General features: G+C 70.9%; 27 protein-coding genes and 1 riboswitch. Of the genes, 12 read left to right on the top strand and 15 right to left on the bottom strand.

Features of this window, described 5'->3' with window-relative positions; translation table 11 throughout:
* Positions 1-4: 4 nt before the first annotated feature.
* The 5 genes from ACZ31C_RS01850 to ACZ31C_RS01830 all read left to right on the top strand — a co-directional run bounded on the left by ACZ31C_RS01850 (position 5) and on the right by ACZ31C_RS01830 (position 7212).
* Positions 5-832: an ABC transporter permease gene (locus ACZ31C_RS01850; RefSeq protein ID WP_465793793.1), complete on the top strand. Its 828-nt coding sequence runs from the start codon at positions 5-7 to the stop codon at positions 830-832.
* Positions 832-1578: an ABC transporter ATP-binding protein gene (locus tag ACZ31C_RS01845; RefSeq protein ID WP_465793792.1), complete on the top strand. Its 747-nt coding sequence runs from the start codon at positions 832-834 to the stop codon at positions 1576-1578. Before ACZ31C_RS01850 ends, ACZ31C_RS01845 begins: the two co-directional genes overlap by 1 nt.
* Positions 1575-3554: a DUF5941 domain-containing protein gene (locus ACZ31C_RS01840; RefSeq protein ID WP_465793791.1), complete on the top strand. Its 1980-nt coding sequence runs from the start codon at positions 1575-1577 to the stop codon at positions 3552-3554. The genes ACZ31C_RS01845 and ACZ31C_RS01840 overlap by 4 nt, the downstream gene beginning before the upstream one ends.
* A gap of 15 nt (positions 3555-3569) precedes the next feature.
* A complete protein-coding gene (locus ACZ31C_RS01835; RefSeq protein ID WP_465793790.1) occupies positions 3570-5759 on the top strand; it encodes a bifunctional glycosyltransferase/CDP-glycerol:glycerophosphate glycerophosphotransferase in 2190 nt (729 codons plus the stop codon).
* 145 nt (positions 5760-5904) lie between these two features.
* A complete protein-coding gene (locus tag ACZ31C_RS01830) occupies positions 5905-7212 on the top strand; it encodes an ABC transporter ATP-binding protein (protein WP_465793789.1) in 1308 nt (435 codons plus the stop codon).
* A 98-nt stretch (positions 7213-7310) separates the two neighbouring features.
* Here ACZ31C_RS01830 and ACZ31C_RS01825 read toward each other — a convergent pair whose 3' ends face one another.
* Entirely contained in the window at positions 7311-7646 is a 336-nt protein-coding gene (locus ACZ31C_RS01825) for a hypothetical protein (RefSeq protein ID WP_465793788.1), read from the bottom strand.
* A 232-nt stretch (positions 7647-7878) separates the two neighbouring features.
* Here ACZ31C_RS01825 and ACZ31C_RS01820 point away from each other — a divergent pair, with 232 nt between their 5' ends.
* The 3 genes from ACZ31C_RS01820 to ACZ31C_RS01810 all read left to right on the top strand — a co-directional run bounded on the left by ACZ31C_RS01820 (position 7879) and on the right by ACZ31C_RS01810 (position 9389).
* Positions 7879-8679: a helix-turn-helix domain-containing protein gene (locus ACZ31C_RS01820; protein ID WP_465793787.1), complete on the top strand. Its 801-nt coding sequence runs from the start codon at positions 7879-7881 to the stop codon at positions 8677-8679.
* Positions 8670-8858, top strand: a complete 189-nt coding sequence (locus ACZ31C_RS01815) for a DUF397 domain-containing protein (RefSeq protein WP_465793786.1) — start codon at positions 8670-8672, stop codon at positions 8856-8858. The genes ACZ31C_RS01820 and ACZ31C_RS01815 overlap by 10 nt, the downstream gene beginning before the upstream one ends.
* Positions 8859-8924: 66 nt before the next feature.
* Complete coding sequence (locus ACZ31C_RS01810) at positions 8925-9389, top strand: DUF4442 domain-containing protein (RefSeq protein WP_465793785.1); 465 nt, start codon at positions 8925-8927, stop codon at positions 9387-9389.
* Between the two features lie 82 nt (positions 9390-9471).
* On the opposite strand, the gene ACZ31C_RS01805 is transcribed toward ACZ31C_RS01810, so the two are convergent.
* The 6 genes from ACZ31C_RS01805 to ACZ31C_RS01780 form a co-directional block, all read right to left on the bottom strand.
* Positions 9472-9948: an SRPBCC family protein gene (locus ACZ31C_RS01805; RefSeq protein ID WP_465793784.1), complete on the bottom strand. Its 477-nt coding sequence runs from the start codon at positions 9946-9948 to the stop codon at positions 9472-9474.
* Between the two features lie 22 nt (positions 9949-9970).
* On the bottom strand, positions 9971-10300 hold the full coding sequence (locus ACZ31C_RS01800) for an ArsR/SmtB family transcription factor (protein ID WP_465793783.1): 330 nt from the start codon (positions 10298-10300) through the stop codon (positions 9971-9973).
* Positions 10293-10721, bottom strand: coding sequence for an SRPBCC domain-containing protein (locus tag ACZ31C_RS01795; RefSeq protein ID WP_465793782.1), 429 nt, complete (start codon positions 10719-10721; stop codon positions 10293-10295). Before ACZ31C_RS01795 ends, ACZ31C_RS01800 begins: the two co-directional genes overlap by 8 nt.
* Before the next feature lie 64 nt (positions 10722-10785).
* Entirely contained in the window at positions 10786-11052 is a 267-nt protein-coding gene (locus ACZ31C_RS01790) for a hypothetical protein (protein WP_465793781.1), read from the bottom strand.
* Positions 11053-11182: 130 nt separating this feature from the next.
* A complete protein-coding gene (locus ACZ31C_RS01785; RefSeq protein WP_465793780.1) occupies positions 11183-11596 on the bottom strand; it encodes a hypothetical protein in 414 nt (137 codons plus the stop codon).
* Between the two features lie 191 nt (positions 11597-11787).
* Positions 11788-12471 carry a toxin-antitoxin system YwqK family antitoxin gene (locus tag ACZ31C_RS01780; protein ID WP_465793779.1) on the bottom strand — a complete coding sequence of 228 codons (684 nt, stop codon included), beginning with the start codon at positions 12469-12471 and terminating at the stop codon, positions 11788-11790.
* A 138-nt stretch (positions 12472-12609) separates the two neighbouring features.
* Between ACZ31C_RS01780 and ACZ31C_RS01775 the strand changes: the two genes are divergently transcribed.
* Both ACZ31C_RS01775 and ACZ31C_RS01770 read left to right on the top strand, forming a co-directional pair.
* Entirely contained in the window at positions 12610-13359 is a 750-nt protein-coding gene (locus tag ACZ31C_RS01775) for a beta-phosphoglucomutase family hydrolase (protein WP_465793778.1), read from the top strand.
* Positions 13356-15731 carry a glycoside hydrolase family 65 protein gene (locus ACZ31C_RS01770; RefSeq protein WP_465793777.1) on the top strand — a complete coding sequence of 792 codons (2376 nt, stop codon included), beginning with the start codon at positions 13356-13358 and terminating at the stop codon, positions 15729-15731. The genes ACZ31C_RS01775 and ACZ31C_RS01770 overlap by 4 nt, the downstream gene beginning before the upstream one ends.
* A gap of 44 nt (positions 15732-15775) precedes the next feature.
* On the opposite strand, the gene ACZ31C_RS01765 is transcribed toward ACZ31C_RS01770, so the two are convergent.
* Complete coding sequence (locus tag ACZ31C_RS01765) at positions 15776-15955, bottom strand: hypothetical protein (RefSeq protein WP_396741011.1); 180 nt, start codon at positions 15953-15955, stop codon at positions 15776-15778.
* 135 nt (positions 15956-16090) lie between these two features.
* On the opposite strand from ACZ31C_RS01765, the gene ACZ31C_RS01760 reads away from it, so the two are divergent.
* Positions 16091-16762: a dienelactone hydrolase family protein gene (locus ACZ31C_RS01760; RefSeq protein ID WP_465793776.1), complete on the top strand. Its 672-nt coding sequence runs from the start codon at positions 16091-16093 to the stop codon at positions 16760-16762.
* A gap of 2 nt (positions 16763-16764) precedes the next feature.
* Here the strand turns inward: ACZ31C_RS01760 and ACZ31C_RS01755 are convergent, their stop codons facing one another.
* The 4 genes from ACZ31C_RS01755 to ACZ31C_RS01740 all read right to left on the bottom strand — a co-directional run bounded on the left by ACZ31C_RS01755 (position 16765) and on the right by ACZ31C_RS01740 (position 19899).
* On the bottom strand, positions 16765-17943 hold the full coding sequence (locus ACZ31C_RS01755; protein ID WP_465793775.1) for an AI-2E family transporter: 1179 nt from the start codon (positions 17941-17943) through the stop codon (positions 16765-16767).
* Positions 17944-18067: 124 nt separating this feature from the next.
* The gene (locus tag ACZ31C_RS01750; protein ID WP_465793774.1) at positions 18068-18856 is read right to left on the bottom strand and encodes a hypothetical protein; all 789 of its coding nucleotides are present in this window, start codon (positions 18854-18856) and stop codon (positions 18068-18070) included.
* A 216-nt stretch (positions 18857-19072) separates the two neighbouring features.
* On the bottom strand, positions 19073-19495 hold the full coding sequence (locus ACZ31C_RS01745) for a hypothetical protein (protein WP_465793773.1): 423 nt from the start codon (positions 19493-19495) through the stop codon (positions 19073-19075).
* 95 nt (positions 19496-19590) lie between these two features.
* Positions 19591-19899, bottom strand: a complete 309-nt coding sequence (locus tag ACZ31C_RS01740; RefSeq protein ID WP_350696112.1) for a helix-turn-helix transcriptional regulator — start codon at positions 19897-19899, stop codon at positions 19591-19593.
* A gap of 197 nt (positions 19900-20096) precedes the next feature.
* Here ACZ31C_RS01740 and ACZ31C_RS01735 point away from each other — a divergent pair, with 197 nt between their 5' ends.
* Positions 20097-20795 (top strand): carbonic anhydrase, encoded by a 699-nt coding sequence (locus tag ACZ31C_RS01735; RefSeq protein WP_350696111.1) that lies wholly within the window; start codon positions 20097-20099, stop codon positions 20793-20795.
* An 81-nt stretch (positions 20796-20876) separates the two neighbouring features.
* Here ACZ31C_RS01735 and ACZ31C_RS01730 read toward each other — a convergent pair whose 3' ends face one another.
* The 3 genes from ACZ31C_RS01730 to ACZ31C_RS01720 form a co-directional block, all read right to left on the bottom strand.
* Positions 20877-21893 carry a coiled-coil domain-containing protein gene (locus tag ACZ31C_RS01730; RefSeq protein WP_396741005.1) on the bottom strand — a complete coding sequence of 339 codons (1017 nt, stop codon included), beginning with the start codon at positions 21891-21893 and terminating at the stop codon, positions 20877-20879.
* A 3-nt stretch (positions 21894-21896) separates the two neighbouring features.
* A riboswitch (cyclic di-AMP (ydaO/yuaA leader) is annotated at positions 21897-22028 on the bottom strand.
* Between the two features lie 166 nt (positions 22029-22194).
* Complete coding sequence (locus tag ACZ31C_RS01725) at positions 22195-23574, bottom strand: YibE/F family protein (protein WP_465793772.1); 1380 nt, start codon at positions 23572-23574, stop codon at positions 22195-22197.
* A 476-nt stretch (positions 23575-24050) separates the two neighbouring features.
* A complete protein-coding gene (locus tag ACZ31C_RS01720; RefSeq protein ID WP_117230386.1) occupies positions 24051-24347 on the bottom strand; it encodes a metal-sensitive transcriptional regulator in 297 nt (98 codons plus the stop codon).
* Positions 24348-24379: the final 32 nt, after the last annotated feature.

The raw sequence follows: 24379 nt of genomic DNA, 5'->3' as shown, positions 1-24379 counted from the left end.
GGCGGTGACCTCTGGCGTGGGGGCGTTGTGGTCGCACCGCAATTCGCTGCGCATCCTGGTCCGACGTGATCTCGCGGTCAAGTACCAGCAGTCCGTGCTGGGGTATCTCTGGTCGCTGATCGAGCCGCTGGGCATGGGGGCGATCTATTGGTTCGTCTTCGGCGTCCTGTACTCCCGGGACACCAACCGGCATCTCGGCGAGGCCGCCGGGTCGTACCCGCTGTTCCTGATCACCGGGATCTTCGCCTGGATGTGGACCAGCTCGGCGTTGAGCGAGGCGACCAACGCGCTGACCGGTCAGTCCCGGTTGATCACCACGATGAACGTGCCCCGGCAGGTCTTCCCGATCGGTCGGGTCACCGGGCGTTTCGCCGAGTACGCCGCCGGCCTGCCGATCCTGGGCGCCATCGCGATCTGGTACGCCTCCGACGGCAGGATCGACCCGGGTTGGTCGCTGCTCGCCCTGCCGCTGGCGGTGCTGGTGCAGGCCACCCTGCTGGTCGGGCTGGCGCTGCTGCTGTCGGCGGCGAACGTGCTGATGCGTGACGTGGAGCGGTTCATGCGTCTGGTCATCCGGGTGCTGTTCTATGCCACGCCGATCATCTATCCACTGAGCCTGGTCCGCGACTCCGGCCTGCCCGGGTGGCTCAAGTTGGGCTACGAGCTCAACCCGCTGGTCGGGATCTTCCAGCTCCACCACGCGGTCTGGTATCCGGACGAGTTCCCGGACGCCCGGATGCTCGCCACCACCGTCGGCATCAGCCTGGTGGTCCTGGTGGTCGGCTGGTGGACGTTCCGTCGGCTCGAACCCGCCGTGCTCAAGGAACTCTGATGGCCGACGCGATCATCGAGGCGGAGGGCCTCGGCATCCGGTTCGTCCGCAACCGCCGCCGGCAGTTGCGGCTGCGCGAGCTGTTCATCCACCAGGGTACGCGCGGTGCCTCCGACGGCCGCTTCTGGCCGCTTCGGGACGTCTCCTTCTCGCTCGCGCCCGGCGAGACGCTCGGAGTGATCGGCCGCAACGGCACCGGCAAGAGCACCCTGCTGCGCCTGATCGCCGGGGTGCTGATCCCCGACGAGGGGCGGATCCGGGTCCGGGGCGACGTCGCGCCGCTGCTGGAACTCTCCGCCGGCTTCTCCAACGACCTGACCGGGCGGGAGAACCTGTACCTGGTGGGTGGACTGCACGGGCTGTCGTCGAAATACCTGAAGCGGCACTTCGACGAGATCGTCTCCTTCGCGGGCGAGCAGGTGCAGGGGGCCATCGACACCTCGGTACGCCACTACTCGTCCGGGATGAAGGTCCGGCTCGGGTTTGCGATCATCTCTCACCTGCCGCATCCCATCCTGTTGATGGACGAGGTGACGGCGGTGGGCGACGCCGAGTTCCGCGACAAGTGCTACACGACCATCGATCGTCTGCTCGGGGAGGGGCGCACTCTGGTGCTGGTCTCACACAACGAAAAGGACCTGACCCGGTTCTGTCGTCGAGGACTCTTCCTCGACGGCGGCCGGTTGAGCGTCGACGGCACCATCGCCGAGGCGCTGGCCGCGTACCACGACGCGGTTCCCCGGTGACCCTCGCGATCGTGCTCGCCGCCGGTTCGTCGGCCGCGAGCCTGCCGACGGGTGCGGTGCCGGGCGGCGCCCTGACGGAGGGGCTGGCCGAGCAGTGGCGCCGGGCCGGGGTGGCCGACGTGCGGTTCGCCGCGTCCCTGGACGAGGTGGCGGACCTGGCCGCCACGGCGAGTGGCCCGGTGGTGCTCAGCGGCGCGGACCTGGTGGCGCACACCGCCGTACTGCGGCATCTGGTGACCAGCCCGGTCGGACCGACCGTGGCGCTGGTGCTCACCGACCCGCCGGGCGGTGGCCGGACGGTGGTCCGCGAGGAGCGCGGCCAGGTGGTCGACGCCGGTCCGGTCGACCGGCTCGACGGCGGAGCCACCGGCGTCTTCGGGGGCGCGGTGCGGGTCGGTCGTGACGACGTACCGGCACTCGTCGCCGCCGCCCGCGCGGCCGGCACCGACCGGCAGGCCCCGGGCCCGGCGGTGGACCGGGTCTTCGCGGGCCTCGCCGGGCAGGGGACGCTGGTCTTCGCCCACCGGGTACGCCTGCTGGTCGCGCACCGGGTCGACGACGCGCCCGGGCTGGCCGCCGCCGAGGCAGCGGTGGCCGCCGTCGACGAGGACCGAGCCGAGTTGCGGCTCTCGGTGAAGGAGAAGGACGACTTCTTCACCACGTACTTCGTCAGCACCTGGTCGCCGCAGGTGACCAAGCTCTGCGCCCGGTTGGGGCTGAGCCCGACGGCGGTCACCATGATCTCGGTGGCCTTCGCGGTCGCCGCCGCAGCATTGTTCGCCGCCGGTGGCCGACCGGCGCTGGTCGGCGGTGCGGTCCTGCTCTATCTCGGCTTCGTGCTCGACTGTGTGGACGGTCAGCTCGCCCGCTACACGCGCAACTTCAGCGCCTGGGGCGGCTGGCTGGACACCATGGCCGACCGGGCCAAGGAGTACCTGGTCTACGCGGGTCTCGGGTGGGGTGCCACGGCGGCCGGGTTCCGGTACGGCTGGGCGTTGGCCATCGCCGCGATGACCCTCCAGACGGTGCGGCACATGACCGACGCCTGGTACGGCGTGCTGCACGACGAGGCGGCCCGTCGACCGAAGTCGGAGGGCACCGGGGGCGGTGGCATCGGTGACCGGCTGAACGCCGCGTCCAACCGGGTGCAGGCCGACTCGGGGTCGCTGTCGTACTGGCTCAAGCGCACGGTGGTCTTCCCGATCGGGGAACGGTGGGCGCTGATCGCGCTGGCCGCCGCGCTGTTCGACCAGCGGATCGCCCTGTTCGCGGTGCTGACCTGGGGGGTGCTGGCGTTCGCGTACACCGGTGCGCTGCGTACCCTGCGGGCGCGCTGGATGTGGGTGCCGGTGCTGGACACGGTCGACGCGACCCTGCACCGTGACGACGGCCCGCTGGCCACCCGGCTGCCGGTGCTGCGTCGGCCGGGGCCGCTGGTGCTCGCGGTGGTCGCGGCGCTGGCTGCGGCGGGGTTGGTGCTGGTGACGCTGCTGGGGGACGACGGCGATCCGGCGTCCTGGCTGCGCTGGGCGGCGGTGCCGGTGGTGCTGATGGTGCTGCTGGCCGCTGCGGCGGGGACCGGGGCGGCGCACAACGGGCCGCTGGACTGGCTGGTGCCGGCCGCGCTGCGGGCCGCCGAGTTCCTGTTCGCGGTCGCGGTCGGGGTGATCGGCGGCGCACCCGCGTGGCTGATCTTCGGGTACCTCTTCGTGCTCACCCTGCATCACTACGACCTGGTCGCCCGGCTGGAGAAGCGGCAACCCGCGCCGCCGCTGCACTCGGCCACGCTGGGCTGGGAGGGGCGGTCGGTGCTGCTGGCGCTGACGGCGATCGCCGGAATCGTGAGTATTGGTCTGGCTACACTCGGTATCTACCTTCTGGTGCTCTTCGTGGCAAGTGTGGTGCTGGCCTGGTTCGTCCGACCGAGCCGTCCCACCCGGGCCCCGGCGGGTACGCGACAAGGCGCGACGCTCTGACGGGAGGCCGGGACGATGACGCTGATCAGCTTCGTCGTCCCGGCCTTCCGCGTGCAGGGCTACCTGCGGGAGTGCCTGGACTCGATCCTCGGTCAGCCGATCACCGACATCGAGGTGATCGGAGTCGACGACTGCTCTCCCGACGCGGTCGGCGACATCCTCGACGAGTACGCCGCCCGCGACGACCGGGTCCGGGCGGTCCGGTTGGACCACAACGTCGGGCTCGGTCCGGCGCGCAACGTCGGGCTGGACCTGGCCGTCGGCGAGTACGTCTGGTTCGTCGACGGTGACGACTGGCTCGCGCCGGGCTGCCTGGTCGAGGTGGCCGCCCGGCTCCGCGAGACCCGCCCCGACGTGCTGCTGGTCGACCACGTCCGCACGTACTGGGACGACCGGGCCAGCGCCAGCGCGATGGCGGAGGTCTTCCCGGAGCCGCCGGGGCCGGAGACGTTCCGGCTGGCCGAGCGACCGGAGACGCTGGAACTGCTGCACACGGCCTGGAACCGGCTGCTGCGTCGGCGGTTCCTCGTCGACGCCAAGCTGCGCTTCGCGCCCGGCTGGTACGAGGACGTGTCGTTCAGCTACCCGGCGCTGCTGGCCGCCGACCGGATCGGCGTGCTCGACGTGGTCTGCGTCAACTACCGGCAGCGGCGGGCCGGGGCGATCACGAAGACCCAGGGCGAGCGGCACTTCGAGGTGTTCCACCAGTGGCACCGGGTGTTCCGGGACCTGGACCGGTTCGGCGCCGAGGAACTGCGGCCGGCGATGTTCGGGCGGATGATGTGGCACTACCTGACCGTGCTCGGCACCGACGAGCGGATTCCGGCAGAGCTGCGGCCGACCTTCTTCGCCCGGATCACCATCGAACACGCCCGTTTCCGCCCGCCCGGTGGTCATCGGGTTCCGGACGGGATCGACGGGCTCAAGCACCGGCTGGTCGCGGCCGGTCGGTGGCGGACCTTCAGCGCGCTTCGCGCCACCGGCCGTGTCGGCGAGACGGCCCGTCGGGTCGCCCGTCGGGCGCGTCACCGGGTGGGCCCGCCGGCCCGTCGGGGCATACGCCTGGCCTGGAACGTCGCGCTGGGCGAGTACCAGCGGGTCGAGCGCCGTCGGCCGGTCGACGAGAACCTGGCCGTGTACGCGGCGTACTGGTATCGCGGGTACGCCTGCAACCCGGCCGCCGTGTACGAGGCGGCGCGGCGGCTGGCGCCGCATGTGCGGGGCGTGTGGATCGTCCGGCCGGACCGGGTGCACACCCTGCCCGACGGGGTCGAGTACGTGGTGGCCGGTACGCCCGCGTACCACCGGGTGCTGGCCCGGGCCCGGTGGCTGATCAACAACGTCAACTTCCCGGACTCGGTCCGCAAGCGGCCGGGCACGGTGCACGTGCAGACCCACCACGGCACCCCGGTCAAGGTGATGGGGCTGGACCAGCAGCGGTATCCGCTGGGCGCGACCGGCATGGACTTCGCCGGGCTGCTGCGTCGGGTGGACCGGTGGGACTTCTCGGTCAGCGCGAACAGCTTCTCCACCCAGATGTGGGAACGGGCCTATCCGGCCGCGTACACCTCTCTGGAGGTGGGTTATCCGCGCAACGACCGGTTGGTGACCGCGACCGCCGAGGAGGTCCTGCGGCTGCGCGCGGAGTTGGGCGCCGGCCTCGGTGAGCGGGTGGTGCTGTACGCCCCGACGCACCGCGAGCACCTGCCCGGCTACCGGCCACCGTTCGACCCGGAGCGGTTCCTCGACGCGCTCGGCCCGACCGGCCTGCTGCTGATGCGCAGTCACTACTTCCACGACCGGGACCGCCGGACGCCCGGCCCGAGCAGCCGGGCCCGGATCGTCGACGTCAGCGACCATCCCCGGGTCGAGGACCTCTATCTCGCGGCGGACGTGCTGGTCACCGACTACTCGTCGGCGATGTTCGACTACGCCGTCCTGGACCGGCCGATCGTCGTCTACGCGCCGGACTGGGACGCGTACCGGTTGACCCGGGGGGTCTACTTCGACGTCACCACCGAGGCGCCCGGTGCGGTGGCGCGTACCTTCCCGGACCTGCTCGACGTGTTCCGCTCCGGCGCGCTGAAGACGCCGGAGGCCGACCGGGCGCGAGCCGCGTTCCGGGAACGCTTCTGCTCGCTGGAGGACGGGCACGCCGCCGAGCGGGTGGCCCGACGGGTCTTCCTGGGCGAGACGGCCGCCTGAGTTCCCCTTTCCGTGCAATCGCCGTCATTCGATGGACCGTAATAGGTCTGTCACGATTCGAACATGGCACGTTTACCCGATGTGCTCGCCACGTGATCCTGGCGACAGTCATTCCGGGTTCGCCGACGAGCTGGGGGAGGAGACGGTGACAACCGTCGCGCTCAAGGATGTGACAAAGGTCTTCCGGGACGGCACCGTCGCTGTCGACACCATCAATCTCGACGTCAACGACGGCGAGTTCCTGGTGTTGCTGGGGCCGTCCGGCTGTGGCAAGTCCACCGTACTGCGGATGATCGCCGGGCTGGAGGAACCGACCTCGGGCGCGGTGATGCTCGACGGCGAGCTGGCGAACGAGCTGCCGCCCCGGGAACGGCGGATCGCGATGGTCTTCCAGGACTTCGCCCTCTATCCGCACATGAGCGTGAACGACAACATCGCCTTCCCGCTCAAGCTGGCCGGCGTCGAACCGGCCCCACGCGGCGAGCGGGTCACCGACGTGGCCAGCGCCCTCGGCATCGGTGACGTGCTGGCCCGACGCCCCGGCCAGCTCTCCGGCGGGCAGCGGCAGCGGGTCGCGATGGGCCGGGCGATCGTCCGTCGGCCCGGCCTGTTCCTGATGGACGAGCCACTGTCGAACCTGGACAGTGGGCTCCGTGCCGAGCTTCGCGCGGAGATCTCCGGCCTGACCCGCGAGCTGGGCGTCACCACCGTGTACGTGACCCACGACCAGGCCGAGGCGCTGACCATGGCCGACCGGGTCGCCATCATGCGCAAGGGCGTCCTCCAGGATGTCGGCACCCCCACCCAGGTGTACGGCCGCCCGGCCACCCTCTATGTCGCCGCGTTCCTGGGCAGCCCCCGGATGAACCTGCTGGAGGCGTCGGTCTACGTCCACCTCGACCGGTACATCACCCTCACCCTCGGCGAGCAGGCGCTCTATCTGCCGTGGAACGACATCCGTAGTCGGGCCGTAGCGCACTACCACGGTGAGCGGATCGTGGTCGGCATGCGCGCGGAGGCGCTCACCCCGGTCGCGCCGGACACCTCCGGAGACGTGCTCCAGGGCCGGATCCGCTACCTCGAACACCACGGCCACGAGTCCCTGGCCTTCCTCGACATCGGGGCCTCCGCGATCGTGGTCGACGAGGTCGGTGCCCCGGCCGACGGCGACGCCCCCCTCGGTCAGCGCGGACTGCGCCGGTTCGGCCAGATGATGCAGCGGTTCACCGGTCGGGTTGCGGTCGACCAGGGCGAGCAGGGCCCGAACGGCGGCACCAACACCAGCGTCCTGAACGATCCCGGCCGCCATCACCGCCGCCCGGCCGAACTGGCCGTCCGGCTGGCGCCGTATCCGGCGGTCTCCGCCGGGCACCCGCTCAGCGTCAAGGTCCGCATGGACGCCCTGCACTTCTTCGACGCCCGGGGCGACCGCATCGACGTCGGCTGGCGCTGACGGGACCGATGCAAGGAAGGGCACCTTATTAACGTCTGCGGTAGAGCACGGGTCCCCTGCTAACGCGCCTCCCCGAGCGGCTCGCGGATGGTCGGCCGCTAGCACGGCTCGACGAGTGGGCGGCGGTAGGGGGACCAGGCGACGAAGCGGGTGAACAGGTCACGTGGCGTGGGACCGTCGTCGGGGTTGAGGCGGTAGAGGTCCCGGGTGGCCTCGTAGAAGAGACCCGACAGATAGATCGACAGGCCGATCTCGTTGCGGCCGTACTCGGTCTTCAGCAGGATGCGCGCGGTGGCGCACGGCCACGGGTGCCCGCAGGCCCGGCAACACCACATCGGGCGCAGCGGGGTGTGCGGTTTCTCGTGCAACGGGTACGCCCGCGGCCGGTCCGGTGCCGGCCCGTCACCCGGTTGCGGCAACTGGTGAGTGATCATCAAAAACTCCTCTGCGCGGATGCTGTGCTCCGGGCGGAGCGCCTGACCTGGGTCGGGGCCCGTCCAAGCGGGGGACGAGCGGACGGGCCCCGACAGAAATCCCCACGATCTGCCGCAATCGGGGAACTTTCTACGTGACAGTCTGGTGAGGACACCACTACTTTCGGAAGGGATTCACCCCCACCAGCCCGGCCGTACGAGCCGGTCGTCACCGAAGTGCAGAGGTGTGCAGATGGATCGGTTACCCATGTTGGAGCTGTTCGCCGGTGAGTTACGTCGGTTGCGGACCAAGGCCGGACTCTCCCAGGAGGCGCTCGGCCAGCAGATCAGCTACTCGGCTTCGCTCGTCGCGTCGGTCGAGCAGTGTCGCCGGGCTCCCCGGGAGGAGTTCACCGTGCGCTGCGACGACGTGCTGCACGGCGAGGGGCTGCTGGTCCGGGTCCGGGAGGCGATCCTCAAGGAGAGCCTGATGCCGTGGTTCCGCGAGTGGGTCACGATCGAGCAGGAGGCGACCTCGCTGTGTGGCTTCGAGCCGTTGGTGGTGCCGGGCCTGCTCCAGACCGAGGGGTACGCTCGCGCGCTCTACGAGGGCGCGAGTCAGCTCGTCGGCGACCAGGTCGAGCCGCCGCTGGCCGCCCGGCTGGCCCGGCAGAGGGTGCTCGCCCGGCCCAATCCGCCGCTGCTGGTGGCGGTCCTCGACCACACGGTGCTGGAGCGCCCGGTCGGCGGGCCGAAGGTGATGCGGGAGCAGTTGCAACACCTGGTGGAGGTGGGGCGTCGGGTCAAGGTGCACCTGCACATCGTGCCCAAGGGGGTGGGCGCCTATCCGGGGCTCAACGGTGCCTTCGTGATCGCCACCCCGCCGGAGGGCGACGACATCGCCTACCTCGATAACCAGATGCGCGGCACCATCGTGGAGCGCACTGTGGACGTAAACTCCCTTCGGCAGGACTGGGAGGCTGTTCGGGCCGAGGCGTTACCCCAGGGAACCACCCTCAAGATGATCTCGGAGGCGGCGGAAGCATGGACCTGACCGGCGCGATCTGGCGCAAGAGCACCCGCAGCAGTGGCAACCAAGGCAACTGCGTGGAGGTGGCCGACAACCTGGCGCAGGTCGTCGGGGTGCGCGACAGCAAGGACCGGCAGGGGCCGGTGCTGACCTTCACGCCCGAGACCTGGCGAGCCTTCGTGCAGTTCGCCAGGACGCGTTGAGCGGGCGGAGCGTGGGCTGACCGGTCCCGGCTTGTCGGTCAAGTTACTTGCCGGTAGCGTTCGGGCATGACCATCGACTCGCGGCAGGTGGCAGCCGCCATGCTCCAGGCGGTGCCCTTCGCCCGTACGCTCGGCTTCGAATTCGTCGAGGTGGCACCGGAGGCGGAAGGCTCGGTGCGGGCCGTGGTCCGGCTGCCCGACTCGCCGGCCACCCACAACCACGTCGGCGGCCCGCACGCCGGGGCCGTGTTCACGCTCGGCGAGACCGCCTCCGGCGCGGTGGTGATGGCCGCGTTCGGCCACCTGCTCGACCGGGCCACGCCGCTGGCGGTACGCGCCGAGATCGCGTACCGCAAGCTCGCCCTGGGCCCGGTGCTGGCGACGGCGCGGCTCGGACGCCCGCCGGCCGAGGTGATCGCGGAGCTGGAGGCCGGCGAGCGACCGGAGTTCCCGGTACGCGTGGAGATCGCCACCGAGGAGGGCAAGCCGACCTCGGAGATGACCGTCACCTGGACGCTGCGCCCGAACTGACGGAAGGCCCTGCGTCCGGTGCTGGCCGAACGGCCTGCGCCCGAACTGGCGGAGCTGCCTGCGGCCGGACTGGCGCGAAGGGTCAGCGGCGCTGCTGCAACGCCTCGGCGTTGCGTACCTCGTTGTCGCGGTCGCCGCTGCCGGTGGCGATCAGGGTCCGGAGGCTGCTGCCCACGTAGCCGCCCCAGGCGTTCGCGCAGACGTCGTAGCACTCGTGGTGCCGGGTCAGGCCGATGTGGGTGAAGCGCAGCCGGGTGCCGTCGCCCTCCGGGGCGATGTCGAATCGGATCCGGGTGTCCGTCCACTCCTGCGGGTCGGCGGTGAAGTTGAAGTAGCCCTCCACGCAGAGCCACTCGACCGTCTCACCGGGCACGAACTCCACGATCCGGAAGCGGCACCGGTGGATGTCCCGGTAGTGGTAGGAGAACTCGGCTCCGGCGACGTCGGTCGGCCCGTCGATGTCCGTCGACCACCAGCCGCGTACGTCGTTGACGGCGTCGAACACCTGCATCGAGGTCTGGTCGACCACGAACGTCGTGGTGTAACTCTGCTCGGTCATGGGTCCTGTCCTTCGATCGGTGTCATTCGAGGTGCGTGCGGAGGGCGGCGAGCGGGCCGTCCCAGTCGCGGGCCAAGGCGGCCAGGAACTGCTGGGCGACCTGCATCGGTGCGGATCGCAGGGCGTACCGGACCCGACGGCGTTCGCCCGGCTCGGCACTGACCAGACCTGCCTCGGCGAGCAGGGTGAGGTGCTTGGCGATGCCCTGCCGGGTGATCGGCAGCCGGGCGGCGAGGTCGGTGGCGGTGGCCGGGCCACCCTCGGCCAGGGCGGCGAGGATGGCGCGTCGGTTCGGGTCGGCCAGGGCGACGAAGACCGCCTCCGCGACGGCCTCGGACGCGGGGTCAGTCATGGAGATAGGTGATCAGCTCGTCCAGCTCGCTCGCCCAGCCCCTGGTGTTGCCCGCGAACGCCACGTCGTGTTCGTCCGGGCCGAGTTGGGCGAACCCGGTCTCGACCACGGTGAGGCTGGTGCCGTCGCCGTCGGCGGTCAGGGTGAACTCGACGTACGTGCGGCGCGGGTCGTCGGCGGGCAGGCCGTGCACGGGCCAGGTGTAACCGAAGACCGTCTTCGGTTCGAGCCGCTCGATCCGCAACTGCGACCGCTCGCCGGTGTCCCAGGCGACCGTCGCGATGCCGCCGACGCGCAGGTCCACCTCGGCGCGCTGGCCGAACCAGGTGCCGAGCCCTTCCGCGCTGGTGATCGCCGCCCACACGTCGTCCACCGGGCGGGCTATCCGCACGGTGCGTTCGATCCGGTCGGGAAATCCCATCGTCGCGCCCCTTCTGTAGCAACCAGTAGGTTGCTACAGAAGGTATGGCAACTATCCGGTTGCGTCAACCGGGGCGGTCGACCTCGTCCCGGGTCGACGGCCTGGGTGCCGTCGTCACGGCGAGCGCCGCCACCGCGATCGTGACGGGGGCTCCCGCCACCAGGCCCATCCAGAGGGGATGGCCGGTGATCCAACTGAAGAGCCGGGGACCCACAGGATCACCGGACCGGCTGCCCACTTCATCCGGGAAACCACGACGAGCGCCTTCCCATCGACGCTTACGCCTCTCCTGCCGGACGATGGCGACCAGTGCGACGACCAGGATGCCCACGACAGTCCCGCCCGCCACCACGACGAACAGATCCCCGTTCGCTCGCCCCAGAGCCTCAGCCGGCGCGATTCCATCGACAACCCACGCGCCCCGAGGAGGACCGCGACCGGAATGGGCGTGCGTCGACGGCTCACTGCGGCCTCTGGGCGACGCGGCCGGTGACGATCATCAGCGCGCAACTGGCCGCCAGGAACGCCAGTGCGATCCAGGAGATCGGCCGGTCGACGGTGCCGTCATCGACGATCATGGGAAAGCTCCAATTCATCGCCGCTGCCGCGACCAGCAGGACCAGCGCTGCGATGCCGCCGTTGCTCAGGGCGCGGGCGTTCTTCGGCGGTATCGTGCCCCGCCAGCCGCGGTGCCTCACCCGCCAGGCGACCAGCACGATGATCGTCAGTGCGGCACCCATGACGACGCCGATCCAGGGGTTCCCCCGCCAGGTGATCGCCACGAGGGAGCCGGCGAAGCTGCCAAACGATGACACCAGAAGCGCGAATACACGTAATCCGCCGTTCGTGGCGGGTTGTGCATCAGTGCTGGACAACGAGACTCCCCGTGATGACTCGTTTCACGATGCTTGTTGCCAAGAACGTATGAGCGTGCTTTACCTTCGGCAACTCAAAGCGCTGAGTTGCTGGAACGAAGAGGGTCAATCGGGCGTTCCGGACGTCAGTCCATCAGCGGTCGGCAACCGTCGGGACCGCCCGCCCGGTAAGCCGCGCGCTGGGTGTCGTGCTAGGAAAGGGTGATCAAGCGGACGATCATGGGTTTGCTCGTGTCCTTCCAGCGATGGCGGCTCAGGCAATTCCCCTGACCGTCGTAGTGCTCCTCGCGTGCGAGTCGGCCACTGGGATGCCACTCGCGAACCTCGACGCGTCTGTAGAAGTTGATGACGGTCTCCGACGCGAGTCCGCCGTCCAGAAAGAACGAGCGCTCCGGACCATCCGGGGCGCCGAGCTCATGGGCCGACTCCGCAATGACCCTGCCGTTCCTCGTCACTTCGAGGACGAATCCCGTGAATGGACCATGGCGGTCAAGAAATTCCTGGTTGTCGTCCATGTCCAGATCATCGATGTGTGCCCATTGCGCGACCTGTCGGCTGCCGTCCTCGTTCCAGCGCTGTTCGTCGACCAGGTGGCCGGTCTCGTCGTGGCGCGTCTCGTAGGCGAGTCGGCCGTTGGAGTGCCACCGACGAGATGTGAGGACGTTGCCGTGGCGATAGACGGTCTCCGCTTGGATGTGCCCCGCCTCGAACGAGGAGTACTCAGGGCCGTGCTCCACGCCGTCGCGGTAGGTCACCGCCAGCCGGAGCGCACCCTGGGAGGTGAAGAGAAGCGCGGTACCGGTGAAGAGTTCGCCGTGGCGGGTCACACGATGTTCGTCGTCGTACTCAAGCTCGTTGCCCAACAGTTCCTTCATCGGTGTGTTCCCTTCGGGCAGGGTCTCCCCGATGCGCAGCTCGGCCTCGTGACCGTGCCGTGGCCTCCGCCGACGCTCACGGTACGCGGCTCGGCCGAAATGCGTTTGCCCGTACGCCCTGGTGGTTAGATTGGTACGGTGCTCGGCCTGCCTGATCATGTGACCGCTTGTCTCTTCGACCTGGACGGTGTGCTGACGCAGACCGCCCGGCTGCACAACGCCGCCTGGACCGAGACCTTCGACGACTTCCTGCGGCGGCACGCGGCCACCACCGGTGAGCCGTTCCGCCCGTTCGACCCGGGGCCGGACTACCACCGCTACGTCGACGGGCGGCCCCGCCTGGACGGCGTACGCACCTTCCTCGCCTCACGCGACATCACGCTGCCGGAGGGTACGCCGGAGGACCCGCCGGGCGCGCAGACCGTGTACGGCCTGGGGAACCGCAAGAACTCGCTGGTGCTGGAACGGATGCGTACCGCCGGAGTGGACGTCTATCCGGGCTCGGTGACCTACCTCAAGGCGGTACGCGACGCGGGGCTGCGTCGGGCGGTGGTCACCGCCAGCGCCAACGGCCGGGACGTGCTGGCCGTGGCCGGGCTGGAATCGCTGCTGGAGGCCCGGGTGGACGGGCTGACGGCACGGGCCGAGGGGCTGCGCGGCAAGCCCGCGCCGGACACCTTCCTCGCCGGGGCGAAGCTGCTCGGCGTCGATCCCGCGAACGCGGTGGTGTTCGAGGACGCGCTGGCCGGTGTCGCCGCCGGGAAGGCCGGCGGATTCGGGTACGTGGTCGGGGTGGACCGGGCCGGTCAGGCCGACGAACTGCGCGCCCACGGCGCCGACGTGGTGGTCGCCGACCTCGGCGACCTGCTCGCCGGACGGCACGAATGATCCGGGAGCGCGCGTACCCGGTCGAGCCGTGGCACGTGCGGGAGACCCGCCTTGACATGGACGTGCTCGCCCAGTCCGAGTCGGTCTTCGCCCTCTCCAACGGGCACGTCGGGTTGCGCGGCAACCTGGACGAGGGTGAGCCGCACGGGTTGCCCGGCACGTACCTGAACTCGTTCTACGAGTTGCGCCCACTGCCGTACGCGGAGGCGGGTTTCGGTTTTCCGGAGTCCGGTCAGACCATCGTCAACGTCACCAACGGCAAGCTGATCCGGCTGCTTGTCGACGACGAGCCGCTCGACGTGCGGTACGGCGAGGTGCTCGCCCACGAGCGGGTGCTCGACATGCGGGCCGGCACGTTGCACCGCTCCCTGCACTGGCGCTCCCCGGCCGGGCGAGAGGTGCGGGTGAACACCACCCGGCTGGTCTCGTTCCGGCAGCGCTCGGTCGCCGCCATCCGGTACGAGGTGGAGGTGGCCGACGGTAAGCCGCTGCGGCTGATCGTCCAGTCCGAGCTGGTGGCCAACGAGACGCTGCCGCCGCAGAGCCGCGACCCCCGGGTGGCCGCGGTGCTGGAGTCGCCGTTGGAGGCGGAGGAGGAGCTGACCACGGAGGACGGTGGGCTGCTGATCCACCGGACCAAGGTGTCCGGCCTGCGGGTCGCCGCCGCGATGGAACATGAGGTCGAGTCGCCCGCGCGGACCACGGTGGAGTCCGAGGGGTACGAGGACTGGGTGCGGACCACCATCGGTTGCGTGTTGGAGCCGGGGCAGACGCTCTGCGTGGTGAAGTACCTGACCTACGGCTGGTCCAGTCGCCGCTCGCTGCCGGCCCTGCGCGACCAGGTCGGCGCCGCGCTCGCCGCCGCGCGACTCGACGGCTGGGACGGGCTGGTCCGCGAGCAGCGGGAGTACCTGGACGAGTTCTGGGACGCCGCCGACGTGGAGGTCGAGGGCGACCCGGAGGTGCAGCAGGCGGTCCGGTTCGGGCTGTTCCACGTGCTCCAGGCCGGTGCCCGCGCGGAGCGTCGGCCGATCAGCGCCAAGGGGCTCACCGGCCCCGGGTACGACGGCCACGCGTTCTGGGACACCGAGATGTTCGTGCTGCCGGTGCTCACGTACACCCATCCGGCTGCCGTGCGGGACGCGTTGTACTGGCGTTTCTCCACACTCGAGCAGGCACACGAGCGGGCCCGGACGCTCAACCTCAAGGGTGCGGCCTTCCCGTGGCGCACCATCGAGGGGCCGGAGTCGTCCGGTTACTGGCCGGCGGGCACGGCGGCGTTCCACATCGCCGCCGGTGTCGCCGACGCGATGCGCCGGTACGTGCTGATCAGCGGTGACCGCGAACTGGAGCGGGAGATCGGGCTGACCCTGCTGGTGGAGACCGCGCGGCTGTGGCGGTCGCTCGGGCACCACGACCGCAACGGCCAGTTCCACATCGACGGGGTGACCGGCCCGGACGAGTACACCGCCGTGAAGAACGACAACATCTACACGAACCTGATGGCGCAGCGAAACCTCCAGACCGCCGCCGAGGTGGCGATGCGCTATCGCGACGAGGCGTACCACCTCGGGGTCACCGACGAGGAGGCCGCCGCCTGGCGGGACGCCGCCTCGGCCATGCACATCCCGTACGACGACGAGATCGACGTGCACCAGCAGGTGGAGGGCTTCACCCGGCTCCAGGAGTGGGACTTCGTCGACACACCGTCGGACAAGTACCCGTTGCTGCTGCACTACCCGTACTTCGACCTGTACCGCAAGCAGGTGGTCAAGCAGGCCGACCTGGTGCTGGCGATGCACTGGCGCGGGGACGCGTTCACGCCCGAGGAGAAGCTGCGCAACTTCCTCTACTACGAGCGGCGTACCGTCCGGGACTCCTCGCTCTCCGCCTGCACCCAGGCGGTGCTGGCGGCCGAGGTGGGCTACACCGAGTTGGCGCACAGCTATCTGCGCGAGGCCGCGCTGATGGACCTGCACGACCTGAACGAGAACACCCGCGACGGAGTGCACATGGCCTCCCTCGCCGGGGCGTGGATCGCGCTGGTCGCCGGCTTCGGGGGCCTGCGGGACCACGACGGGGTGCCGTCGTTCGCGCCGCACCTGTCGAGCGGGTTGAGCCGGTTGGCCTTCTCGCTCCAGTGGTGCGGGATGCGGCTACGCGTCGACGTGCGTCCGCACGAGACGACGTACTCGCTGCACCACGCCGCGCACGACGCGGTCATGGAGGTCCGCCACTACGGCAAGTCGATCCGCGTCACCTGCGACGAGTCGGTCACCGTACCGATCCCGCCGCCCCCCGACGACCTGCCGACGCCGGAACAGGCCCCAGGCCGGGCGCCGCTGCTCCGGCTCCCGGAGACCACCAGCTGAGGCGTCCCGCGTCGACCGGCGGACCGCCGGTCGACGCGGGAGGCTCAGATCGGCTCGCCCTGAGACGGACGGCCGGTGGCGTCGTGCGGCGTCCGCGCCCGGGGATCGTCGGCGTCACGTGCCTGGGCCGCCTCGTCCGCCCAGTCCCGTCCGCGCCGGGTGTCCTGTTCACGCCGCTCGCGATCGGCGGCCTTCTGCACGGGCTCACGCTGGTGATGCGGCATGACGGTCCTCGCGATCTGCTCGCCGACGCCCCAGGCGCCGGTCCGTCTGCGGTCTCTCGTCGGCTACCCGCCGCCCCCGGCGACAAACGCGCGTGCGATGCAACGGGCGGGGTATGCGTGAGACCGGGAGGCGAGATGGACGTACGCGGTGGCGAGGTGACGATCCCGGCGGGTCAGGTGGACCTGTCGGCCGACCTGTCGGTGCCGACCGACACGTCCGGTGCGGTGTTGTTCGCGCACGGCAGCGGCAGTTCCCGGCACAGCCCCCGCAACGTCTCGGTGGCCCACCGGCTCACCTCCGACGGCCTCGGCACCGTGCTGGTGGACCTGCTCACCCCGGCCGAGGACGAGGTGGACGCGGTCACCGCCGAGCTACGTTTCGACATCGGGCTGCTGGCCGACCGGCTGGTCGCGACCCTGGACTGGTTGGCCGTCGAGCGGCCCTTCGGTGCAGTGCCGATCGGTCTCTTCGGTGCCAGTACGGGTGCCGCCGCCGCCCTGATCGCGGCGGCACGGCGGCCCGACGTGGTGCGCGCCGTGGTGTCCCGGGGCGGCCGGCCCGACCTGGCCGGAGCCGCCCTGGGCGAGGTGCGCGCCACCACCCTGCTGCTCGTCGGTGGCCTCGACGAGCAGGTCATCACGCTCAACGAGCAGGCTCGGGACCGGATGACCGCACCGACCGACCTGCGGGTGGTCCCCGGAGCCACGCACCTCTTCGCCGAACCCGGGACGCTGGAACAGGTGGCCGACGCGGCGGCCGGCTGGTTCGGCGACCACCTGCATCCCCGGGTACGCGCGCGGAGCTGAGGTCAGACCTTGCGGATCGTCCTGCGGGTACGGGCCTTCGCCGTTCGCCCCCGGATGATCCGCGACCACCGCCGCTTCGCTGCGGCGGTCTGGCGCTGTTGCTGCACGCTGTCGATGACCCGCCAGACGACGGCGGCGATCGGAACCGCGACGAAGGCGCCCGCGATGCCGGCGATGAGCGTGCCGGCGGTGACCGCGAGCAGGATCACCACCGGATGCAGCCGGACCTGCCGCTTCATGATCAGTGGTTCGAGCAGGTTGCCCTCGATCTGCTGGACGGCGATCACCGCGCCCAGGGTGAGCAGGGCGGTGGTGGGGCCGTTGGCGGCCAGTGCCACCAGCACCGCTACCGCCCCGGCCACGGTGGCGCCGATGATCGGGACGAAGCCGCCGAAGAACGTGATCAATGCCAGCGGGAAGGCCAACGGCACACCGAGCAGCACCAGCGCCAGACCGATACCGATGGCGTCGATCGCCGCGATCAGCATGGTGCCCCGGCTGTACGAGCCGAGCGTGCGCCAGCCGACCCGACCCGCCTCGGCGGCGATCTCCCGGTTCGGCCCGCCCGCCCGACGCAACGTCCAGTGCCACATCGACCGGCCGTCCTTGAGCAGGAAGAAGAGCAGCACCAGGGCGAGCAGGATGGAGCCGAACACCTCGGCCACCGTCTGCGCACTGGCGACCGGGTCGACCTCCTGCTGGCTGAGCGCCTGGCGGAGCTGGTCGACGAGGCCGTCGAGCTGCTCGTCGGTGACCGGCAGGGTGGAGGTGACGAAGTCGCGGCTGCGTTCCAGTCCCTCCCGCAGCTCGTCGCCCAGCTCGCTGAACTGTCCCGCGGTCATGTTCCAGACCAGTACGCCCACGCCGGACAGGACACCGAGCAGGAGTAGGACGGTGAGCAGGGCGGCCAGTGCGGCGGGCAGTCGTAGCCGGCGCAACGCGAGCTGGACCGGGTCGAGCAGCGCGGCCAGGAAGAAGGTGGCGGCCAGCGCGATGGCCAGCGGGGTGACCAGCATCGTGATCCGGGCCAGGAGATAGAGCCCGGCGGCGATCACCACCAGGCAGGCGCTCCAGACCACCGCCGTACGCACCAGCCAGGGCAGGGCCGCCCAGGTCTGTCTCGGCCCGGCGCCCCGAAGCGTCGACTCCTCGGGCCTGCGCCCGTCACCCCGTGCGACCACGTCGGCCTCCTCTTCCCGGCGAGGTCGTACCCGGCCGGTGTCCGTCCGACACCGGTCCCACGCTAGGTTCCCGCCCGACGGGCCGGAGGAGGTTCGCGCTATCTGCCTGTCGCGGCAGAACCGGTCAGTACGCGGGTGCCGCCCGCCCGCCGACCACTACGGGCATCTCGCGGGTCTGCTCGACGCCACCCAACGCGGTCAACGGCAGCACCGACTCGCGCTCCTCGACCTGCGGCAGCAGTGCCGAGAGCGCCTCGTCGCGCAGGCTCCGTGCCGCCGCGGTGGCCAGCTCGGCGGCCCGCCAGCGCTCCTGCTCCTGCGCGTGGGCCGCCTGCTGGCGCGCGAAGAGGTTGTCGCGTACCGCCCGGCGCAGCGTCAGCTCCTGCTCGACCGGGTGCAGTCGCGGGTCCCAACCCCGGTGGGCGAAGACGTCGCTGAGCTGTTCCACCGACAGCTCCCGCCGCCAGTACGCCTCCATGGCCGACCGGTGCAGCCACCGCTCCCGGTCGGCGTACTCGGCGGGGGTGCGCGAGGTCTGCGGCAGCGGCATCCCGGTGGCCGCGGACAGCCGGCGGACGTCCGCCTCCGCCGTCTCGTACGCCTTCCACGCCCGCTCGGCCTCGTCCTGCGCGGTGAGCCACTCCTCGCGACGGCGGCGGGCCGTGGCGTCGGCCCGGTCGGCGGCCACGGCCACCTCCTCCGCCCAGCGGTCCTGGTCCCGCTGTTCCTCGGTGTGCTCGGTGCGGCTCGGCAGTGCCGCCTCGCGGATCCGGGTGCCCGCGTCGAACCGGAGGAGGTGTCGGGGGCGCAGCAGCAGGGCGGCGATGGCGAGGATCACCACCCCGAGCAGGCTCAGCCAGATCACGGCGGCCATGGGGACGTCGGGCATGACGTAGGAGAAAGCGGTTCGCATCATCAACACCTCTCGCGGTCGGATGAGGGTCGTCGACTGGGGGAAGGTCTGTGGTCGCCGAGGTCAGCGACAGGACGTCGGGCCGGGCCGGACGGGTCCGCGACAGCGGTGTGCCCCCGGGACGCTCGGCGACGGTCGGTCGCCGTGTCCGGGGGGTCGGGCCGGGGCGGCGGACGGTCGCGTGGGCCGGTGGGGCGTCCTGAGGCGGGCCGTCGGTCAGGCGGCCGGTGGACCGCGACGGGTCGGCTCACCGTTGCCGACAGTGGGTCGCGGCGCGGCGAGCTGGTGGACCGTGGTGGTGGCCGCGCCGGACTCGGCGGCCGGCTCGGGGCGAGCGGGCGGCGGGGTCGGGACCGTGGGCTGCGTCGGTGAGGTCGCCAGCGTGCCGGAGGCCCGCACCTGCTCGGCGACCGGTGCGACGGTGCCCGGCCAGGTCGGCAGGTCGGCGGTGACGGACCAGGCGCGATGATCGGCGACGGCGTGGATCGGCTGGTCGCCCGCCGGGCGCAGTGGCAGGTTGGCGGCGGCCGTGCCGAGACCGACCGCCAGCACGAGGGCGGCCAACGCCAGTCGGGTCAGCTCCCGCAGCGTGCGCAGCGTCGCCGGCCACAAGGGACGGGCGAGCGCGACGGACGACACGTGTTCAACCTATCGTCCCCGTGTCGATAACGCATGGGCGCGAGTGGGATGGGATCGGTGAACCACGCCACGTAGTCGACTGTGGACGGTACGGGCTAGTCGGTGAACAGGGCGAGCAGGTCGCCGACCTGGCGGTCGGCTTCGGCCGGGTGGCGGAACCGGCCGGCCGGGTTCAGGGTGTACTCGTTGCGGCGGCCCACCCGGGTGCGGTGCAGATAGCCACCCGCCTCCAGGTCGGCGACGATGGCCTGGGCGGCGCGTTCGGTGACCCCCACCTCGCTGGCGACGTCGCGCAGCCGGGCGGTGGGGTTGCGGGCGATGGCGAGCAGTACGTGTGCGTGGTTTGTCAGGAAAGTCCAGTTTCGGGTGCTTTCTCGCTCGTCTGAGGTCGCCATGCCCGCCATCGTATGGCCTGCCCCTGTCACGCTCCGGAGCTGCGCTCGCGCCCGCCCGTCTCGATTGGCAAGCGTTCTGGAATACATGAAATGCAGATCACGCATAGCTTGACGTGCCTTGCGCTGCGTGTGACGGTTGGTGGCAGCCCGTGGCCAGCGCCGGCCGGGATGACCAGGCATTCCACCGAGAGGCGAGGTGACGCCGGATGAGTCGACCCGGAACGATCGGAGCGCAGCCCGGTCCCGAACGTGAGTACCTGACCGCAGACCTTCCCGGTTCGCGGGAGCGCGCCCTCGCCGAGCTGATCGCCGGCAACCGTCGCTTCGTCACCGACACGCTCCGGCACCCCAACCAGAACGCCAGCCACCGGGCCGCCGTCGCCGCCGAGCAGCATCCCTTCGCGGTGATCGTGGGCTGCTCCGACTCCCGGCTCGCTGCGGAGATCATCTTCGACCGTGGGTTGGGTGATCTCTTCGTGGTCCGGACCGCCGGGCACACCATCGGCCCGGAGGTGCTGGGCAGCGTCGAGTACGCGGTGAGCGTGCTGCGTACGCCGCTGGTGGTGGTGCTCGGGCACGACTCGTGCGGCGCCGTCCAGGCGGCCCGGGCCGCGGCGGCCACCGGCACCGCTCCGTCGGGGCACCTGCGGGCCGTGGTGGACGCGGTGGTGCCCAGCCTGCGCCGGGCCGAGCAGGCGGGGGTCGACGATCTGGACGCGATCGTCGACATCCACATCGCGCAGACCGTCGAGGCGATGCTGGAGTCCTCCGAGGCGCTGGCCGCCGAGGTGGCCGCAGGCGGGTGCGCGGTGGTGGGCATGTCGTACCGGCTGGCCGCCGGTGAGGTGCGGACCGTCGCGGCGGAACCCGCCGAGATGGCGGGTGTGGTCACGCCCGTGGGCTGACCCGCCGGATTGCCCGACACGGACGACGAGGGCCGCTCCGCCGGACGGCGGAGCGGCCCTCGCAGGTCACCCGGACGGCGCTCAGAGCAGCGACACGTGCACGTGGTCCGTGTGGTTGGACGGGCCGCTGTAGGACCGCCACCTGTTCTCGGTCGGGAACCAGATCTGCCGGTTCCAGATCACGTAGTAGATGCCGAGCCGGTCGGCGTTGCGGACCAGGAAGGCCGCCAGGTTGTTGCCGTAGATCCGGGTGTCGTTGTTGTGCCAGGGGCTGAACCCGCTGTTCTGCAACGACCAGTCACACGCCCGGCCCTTGGGGTGCTCGAACTTGTCACCGGGCCGCCAGCAACCGACGAAGCGGTCGAAGCCGGCCCGCTTGACCTCCTTGTACATGTGCAGGGTGCGCGGCGTGATGCAGCCCGACGTGGTCGGGTCCTTCTGGCTGCACGACTCCGGCTTCCAACTGCCGTCGGACGCGCGGTTCGGCGCCACCCGGGCGACCGGCGAGGTGGCGGCCACCAGGCCGCCGGTCAGGCTCTCACCACCGACCAGGCGGAGTGACTTCTCCGCCTCGGTCTTCTTGCGAGCCATGTCGTTGGTTAGCTTCTGCTGCTCACGGACCTCGGCGTCGGACGCGAGCTTGGCCTGGTCGGCGCGCTCCCGGATCGTGTTGACCTCGCCCAACTTCTTGTCGTTGAACAGGTTCAACTCGTCCAGGGCGGACGCACGGTCCATGAACGAGTCCGGCGCGTTGCTCTGCAACAACATCGCTATCGCACCCACCCGGCCGGTGCGGTACGACTGCGTCGCGATCTCGGCGACCTGCGGCCGGAGCGCGTCGAGGTCGGCCTGTGCGCGGCGCAGCTCGACGTCGAGCTTGAGCTGGCGCTTCTTGGACCGCTCCAGCTGGTTCTTGGCCTTGGAGAAGTCGCGGTTCGCCGACTCGATCAGGTCGTTGAGCATCGGTGGGTCGTCGTCGTGCTCAGCTGGCGCGGGTGGGTTCGGCGCGGCCATGGCCGGCAGGGGCCCGGCGAACACGGCGAACGCGGCGAACACGGCCACCACAGGGGTCATCCAGCGGCGTAGGGGTGCCGTCACTTCTTTCCCTTCCATCGACCGCCGACCGGGTTAGCTGACGGGTTCGGAACGGAAGTGGCCCCTACCGCTGACGCGGATTCACCCCACCTACCTGGGTCCCCGGCTCGCCTCGCGGCGATTGGGCGGTGGCACCGCAGGCGCCGCTGCGCGCCTTCGTCGGTGACCGGCTGTGAGGTTACCCGACGGTCCATGTCGGTCTCTACGCCCCGAACCCGGCTAGATGCGTCATTTCGTAATCGCGATGGGTGACCAACGACACGGGCACGAACCGTGTCGGCAGGGGCGGTCACGCTGCGGGGTGTCACCATGTGGTGTCCGTGCTCCTGTCCGGGTCGGGCCACCGCGATCCGGTGGCGGGGGGTGTGTCACGCGCACGCGCGGTGCTGAGCGCGTGCAGGGCCTCGGTCCGGTCCGTGCCGGGCCGGGGAGTCGGGGGAGTGGGGCCGTCGCCGTCCGGCCCGTCGTCGTGGCCGTGGTGGCCGCCGGGCTCCGGGTTGTCCCGCCGTCCGGCGGTGACCACCAGCGCGGCCAGTGCGGTCGTCAGCGGTACGGCGGCGACCAGCCCCAGCGTGGCCACCACGCTGCGGACGATCTCCTGGGTGAGGAACTCGCTGGTCACGATCTGGCCGAGCGCGCGGGTGTCGGCGGTGAGCAGGAGCAGCAGCGGCAGCGACGCGCCCGCGTACGCCAGCACGATGGTGTTCACCACCGAGGCGATGTGGGCCCGGCCGACCCGGGTCGCCGAGCGGTACAGCTCCCGGCGGGTGAAGCTCGGGTTGGCGTGACGCAGTTCGGTCACGGCGGCGGCCTGGGTCACCGTGACGTCGTCGAGCACGCCGAGCGAGCCGATGATGATGCCCGCGAGCAGCAGGCCGTGCAGGTCGACGTCGCCCCGGAACATGGACAGCGTGGTGGCGTCCTCGCTGCCGAAGCCGGTCAGGTGGGTGGCCCGGGTGGCGGCCAGCCCGAGCAGGCCGGTGAGCACCAGGCTGCCGAGCGTGCCGAGGACGGCCACCGAGGTCTGTGCCGAGATGCCGTGCGTCAGGTACAGCACCACGAACATGATCAGTGCCGCGCCGACGATGGCGACCACCAACGGCGGCTGGCCGGCACTGATGCCGGGCAGCACGAAGGTGATCAGGATGGCGAAACTGGCCGCCAGACCGCCGAGCGCGGCCAGGCCGCGAAGCCGCCCGAACGCCACGATGGCGGCGGCGAACAGCACCGCGAGCCAGATCAGCGCCTTGCCCCGCTGGTGCTCGGCGATGTTGTAGTAGCTGAGCGAGGGGTCCTCGGGATCGGTCAGGGAGACCAGGATGATCTCGTCGCCGACGCTGACCCGGGGCGCTCCCGGGCCGTCCGGCAGCGGCGTCTGCACGTCCTGACCTTCGTCCGGGCCGTTGTCGACCCGTACGGTCACCGTGCCGCACTGCTGCCCGGCGGTGGTCGGGGTGCCCTCGGGCACGACCGGGTTCGGTGGGCAGGGCTCGTTCACCACGCGGGTGACCGTGCCGTGGTAACGAGGCGTGTCGTCGGCGGCCTCGGGCCGGGGCGGGTCCGAGGGCCAGAGCACGAGCGCGGCGACCAGGGTGACGAGGAAGAGGGGGACCACCGTCACGATGAGGATCCGCCGCACCCGGGGTGGGGTGGGCGGAGCGGAACGGGTGTGGTCGGCGCCCATTCATTGTCTCCCAACGATTCCAAGGCGAACTACGTACCGGCGGGCGAGAAGGTTCAGCGCCGCCGGTCGGCAGCTGCGGCGGGCATCCGGAATGGCCCGAGCGTGGCAGGATGGCTGCGTACCGTGAGGGCGGGGCCGGCTCTCGGCAACCGCAGCAGGGCTGCGGCCGGGGTGCGCAACCGCGGCAGGGCTGCGGCCGTGTCACACCGCCACACGCGGGCGGCGGCAGTGCGCCGCGACCGTGTCGGGGGTACGGCGACGGGCCGCCGAAGGTCTGCTGCGGCGGTGGTGCGTGCCCGACGGCGGGCGGGGGCCGGGAGGCTTCCGGATCGGCTGGCCATCGTGGCGAATGGTAGCCAGGTCGGCATCGGAACGCAGGTCGCGAGCGTGTGTCGGGGACGGGCGTCGGAGACGACACTCCCGGCCGGGCGTGCGGGTGGGTCGGGTCAGCCGCGGCTCATCAGGCGACGGGCGGGTCAGCCGCGCTTCATCAGGCGGCCGACGGCGGCCATCATCTCGGAGGCCATCTCGTCGGCGCGGCCCTCGGCGGCGCCCTCGTGCATGCAGTGCCGGGCGTGTCCGTCGAGCAGGCCGAGAGCGACCTTGTCCAGCGCGGCCTGGATCGCGGAGATCTGGGTGAGCACGTCGATGCAGTAGCGATCCTCGTCGACCATCTTCTCGACGCCGCGTACCTGCCCCTCGACACGACGTAGCCGGGCGAGCAGTTGGTCCTTGCTGGCGGTGTAGCCGCGGATCGGCGCGGGTGTGCTCATGAACACGAGGATAACGTACCCCTGGGGGGTAT

It is taken from the genome of Micromonospora sp. NPDC023869, from assembly GCF_055559695.1.
Note: the sequence above shows the minus strand (reverse complement) of the source record. Positions and strands in the feature narration are given on the sequence as shown.

Coding starts and splice junctions, on each gene's coding strand:
- ACZ31C_RS01845 (WP_465793792.1), top strand. CDS start 832: ATGGCCGACGCGATCATCGAGGCGGAGGGCCTCGGCATCCGGTTCGTC.
- ACZ31C_RS01835 (WP_465793790.1), top strand. CDS start 3,570: ATGACGCTGATCAGCTTCGTCGTCCCGGCCTTCCGCGTGCAGGGCTAC.
- ACZ31C_RS01825 (WP_465793788.1), bottom strand. CDS start 7,646: ATGATCACTCACCAGTTGCCGCAACCGGGTGACGGGCCGGCACCGGAC.
- ACZ31C_RS01820 (WP_465793787.1), top strand. CDS start 7,879: ATGGATCGGTTACCCATGTTGGAGCTGTTCGCCGGTGAGTTACGTCGG.
- ACZ31C_RS01815 (WP_465793786.1), top strand. CDS start 8,670: ATGGACCTGACCGGCGCGATCTGGCGCAAGAGCACCCGCAGCAGTGGC.
- ACZ31C_RS01810 (WP_465793785.1), top strand. CDS start 8,925: ATGACCATCGACTCGCGGCAGGTGGCAGCCGCCATGCTCCAGGCGGTG.
- ACZ31C_RS01805 (WP_465793784.1), bottom strand. CDS start 9,948: ATGACCGAGCAGAGTTACACCACGACGTTCGTGGTCGACCAGACCTCG.
- ACZ31C_RS01800 (WP_465793783.1), bottom strand. CDS start 10,300: ATGACTGACCCCGCGTCCGAGGCCGTCGCGGAGGCGGTCTTCGTCGCC.
- ACZ31C_RS01795 (WP_465793782.1), bottom strand. CDS start 10,721: ATGGGATTTCCCGACCGGATCGAACGCACCGTGCGGATAGCCCGCCCG.
- ACZ31C_RS01780 (WP_465793779.1), bottom strand. CDS start 12,471: ATGAAGGAACTGTTGGGCAACGAGCTTGAGTACGACGACGAACATCGT.
- ACZ31C_RS01770 (WP_465793777.1), top strand. CDS start 13,356: ATGATCCGGGAGCGCGCGTACCCGGTCGAGCCGTGGCACGTGCGGGAG.
- ACZ31C_RS01765 (WP_396741011.1), bottom strand. CDS start 15,955: ATGCCGCATCACCAGCGTGAGCCCGTGCAGAAGGCCGCCGATCGCGAG.
- ACZ31C_RS01760 (WP_465793776.1), top strand. CDS start 16,091: ATGGACGTACGCGGTGGCGAGGTGACGATCCCGGCGGGTCAGGTGGAC.
- ACZ31C_RS01750 (WP_465793774.1), bottom strand. CDS start 18,856: ATGCGAACCGCTTTCTCCTACGTCATGCCCGACGTCCCCATGGCCGCC.
- ACZ31C_RS01740 (WP_350696112.1), bottom strand. CDS start 19,899: ATGGCGGGCATGGCGACCTCAGACGAGCGAGAAAGCACCCGAAACTGG.
- ACZ31C_RS01735 (WP_350696111.1), top strand. CDS start 20,097: ATGAGTCGACCCGGAACGATCGGAGCGCAGCCCGGTCCCGAACGTGAG.
- ACZ31C_RS01725 (WP_465793772.1), bottom strand. CDS start 23,574: ATGGGCGCCGACCACACCCGTTCCGCTCCGCCCACCCCACCCCGGGTG.
- ACZ31C_RS01720 (WP_117230386.1), bottom strand. CDS start 24,347: ATGAGCACACCCGCGCCGATCCGCGGCTACACCGCCAGCAAGGACCAA.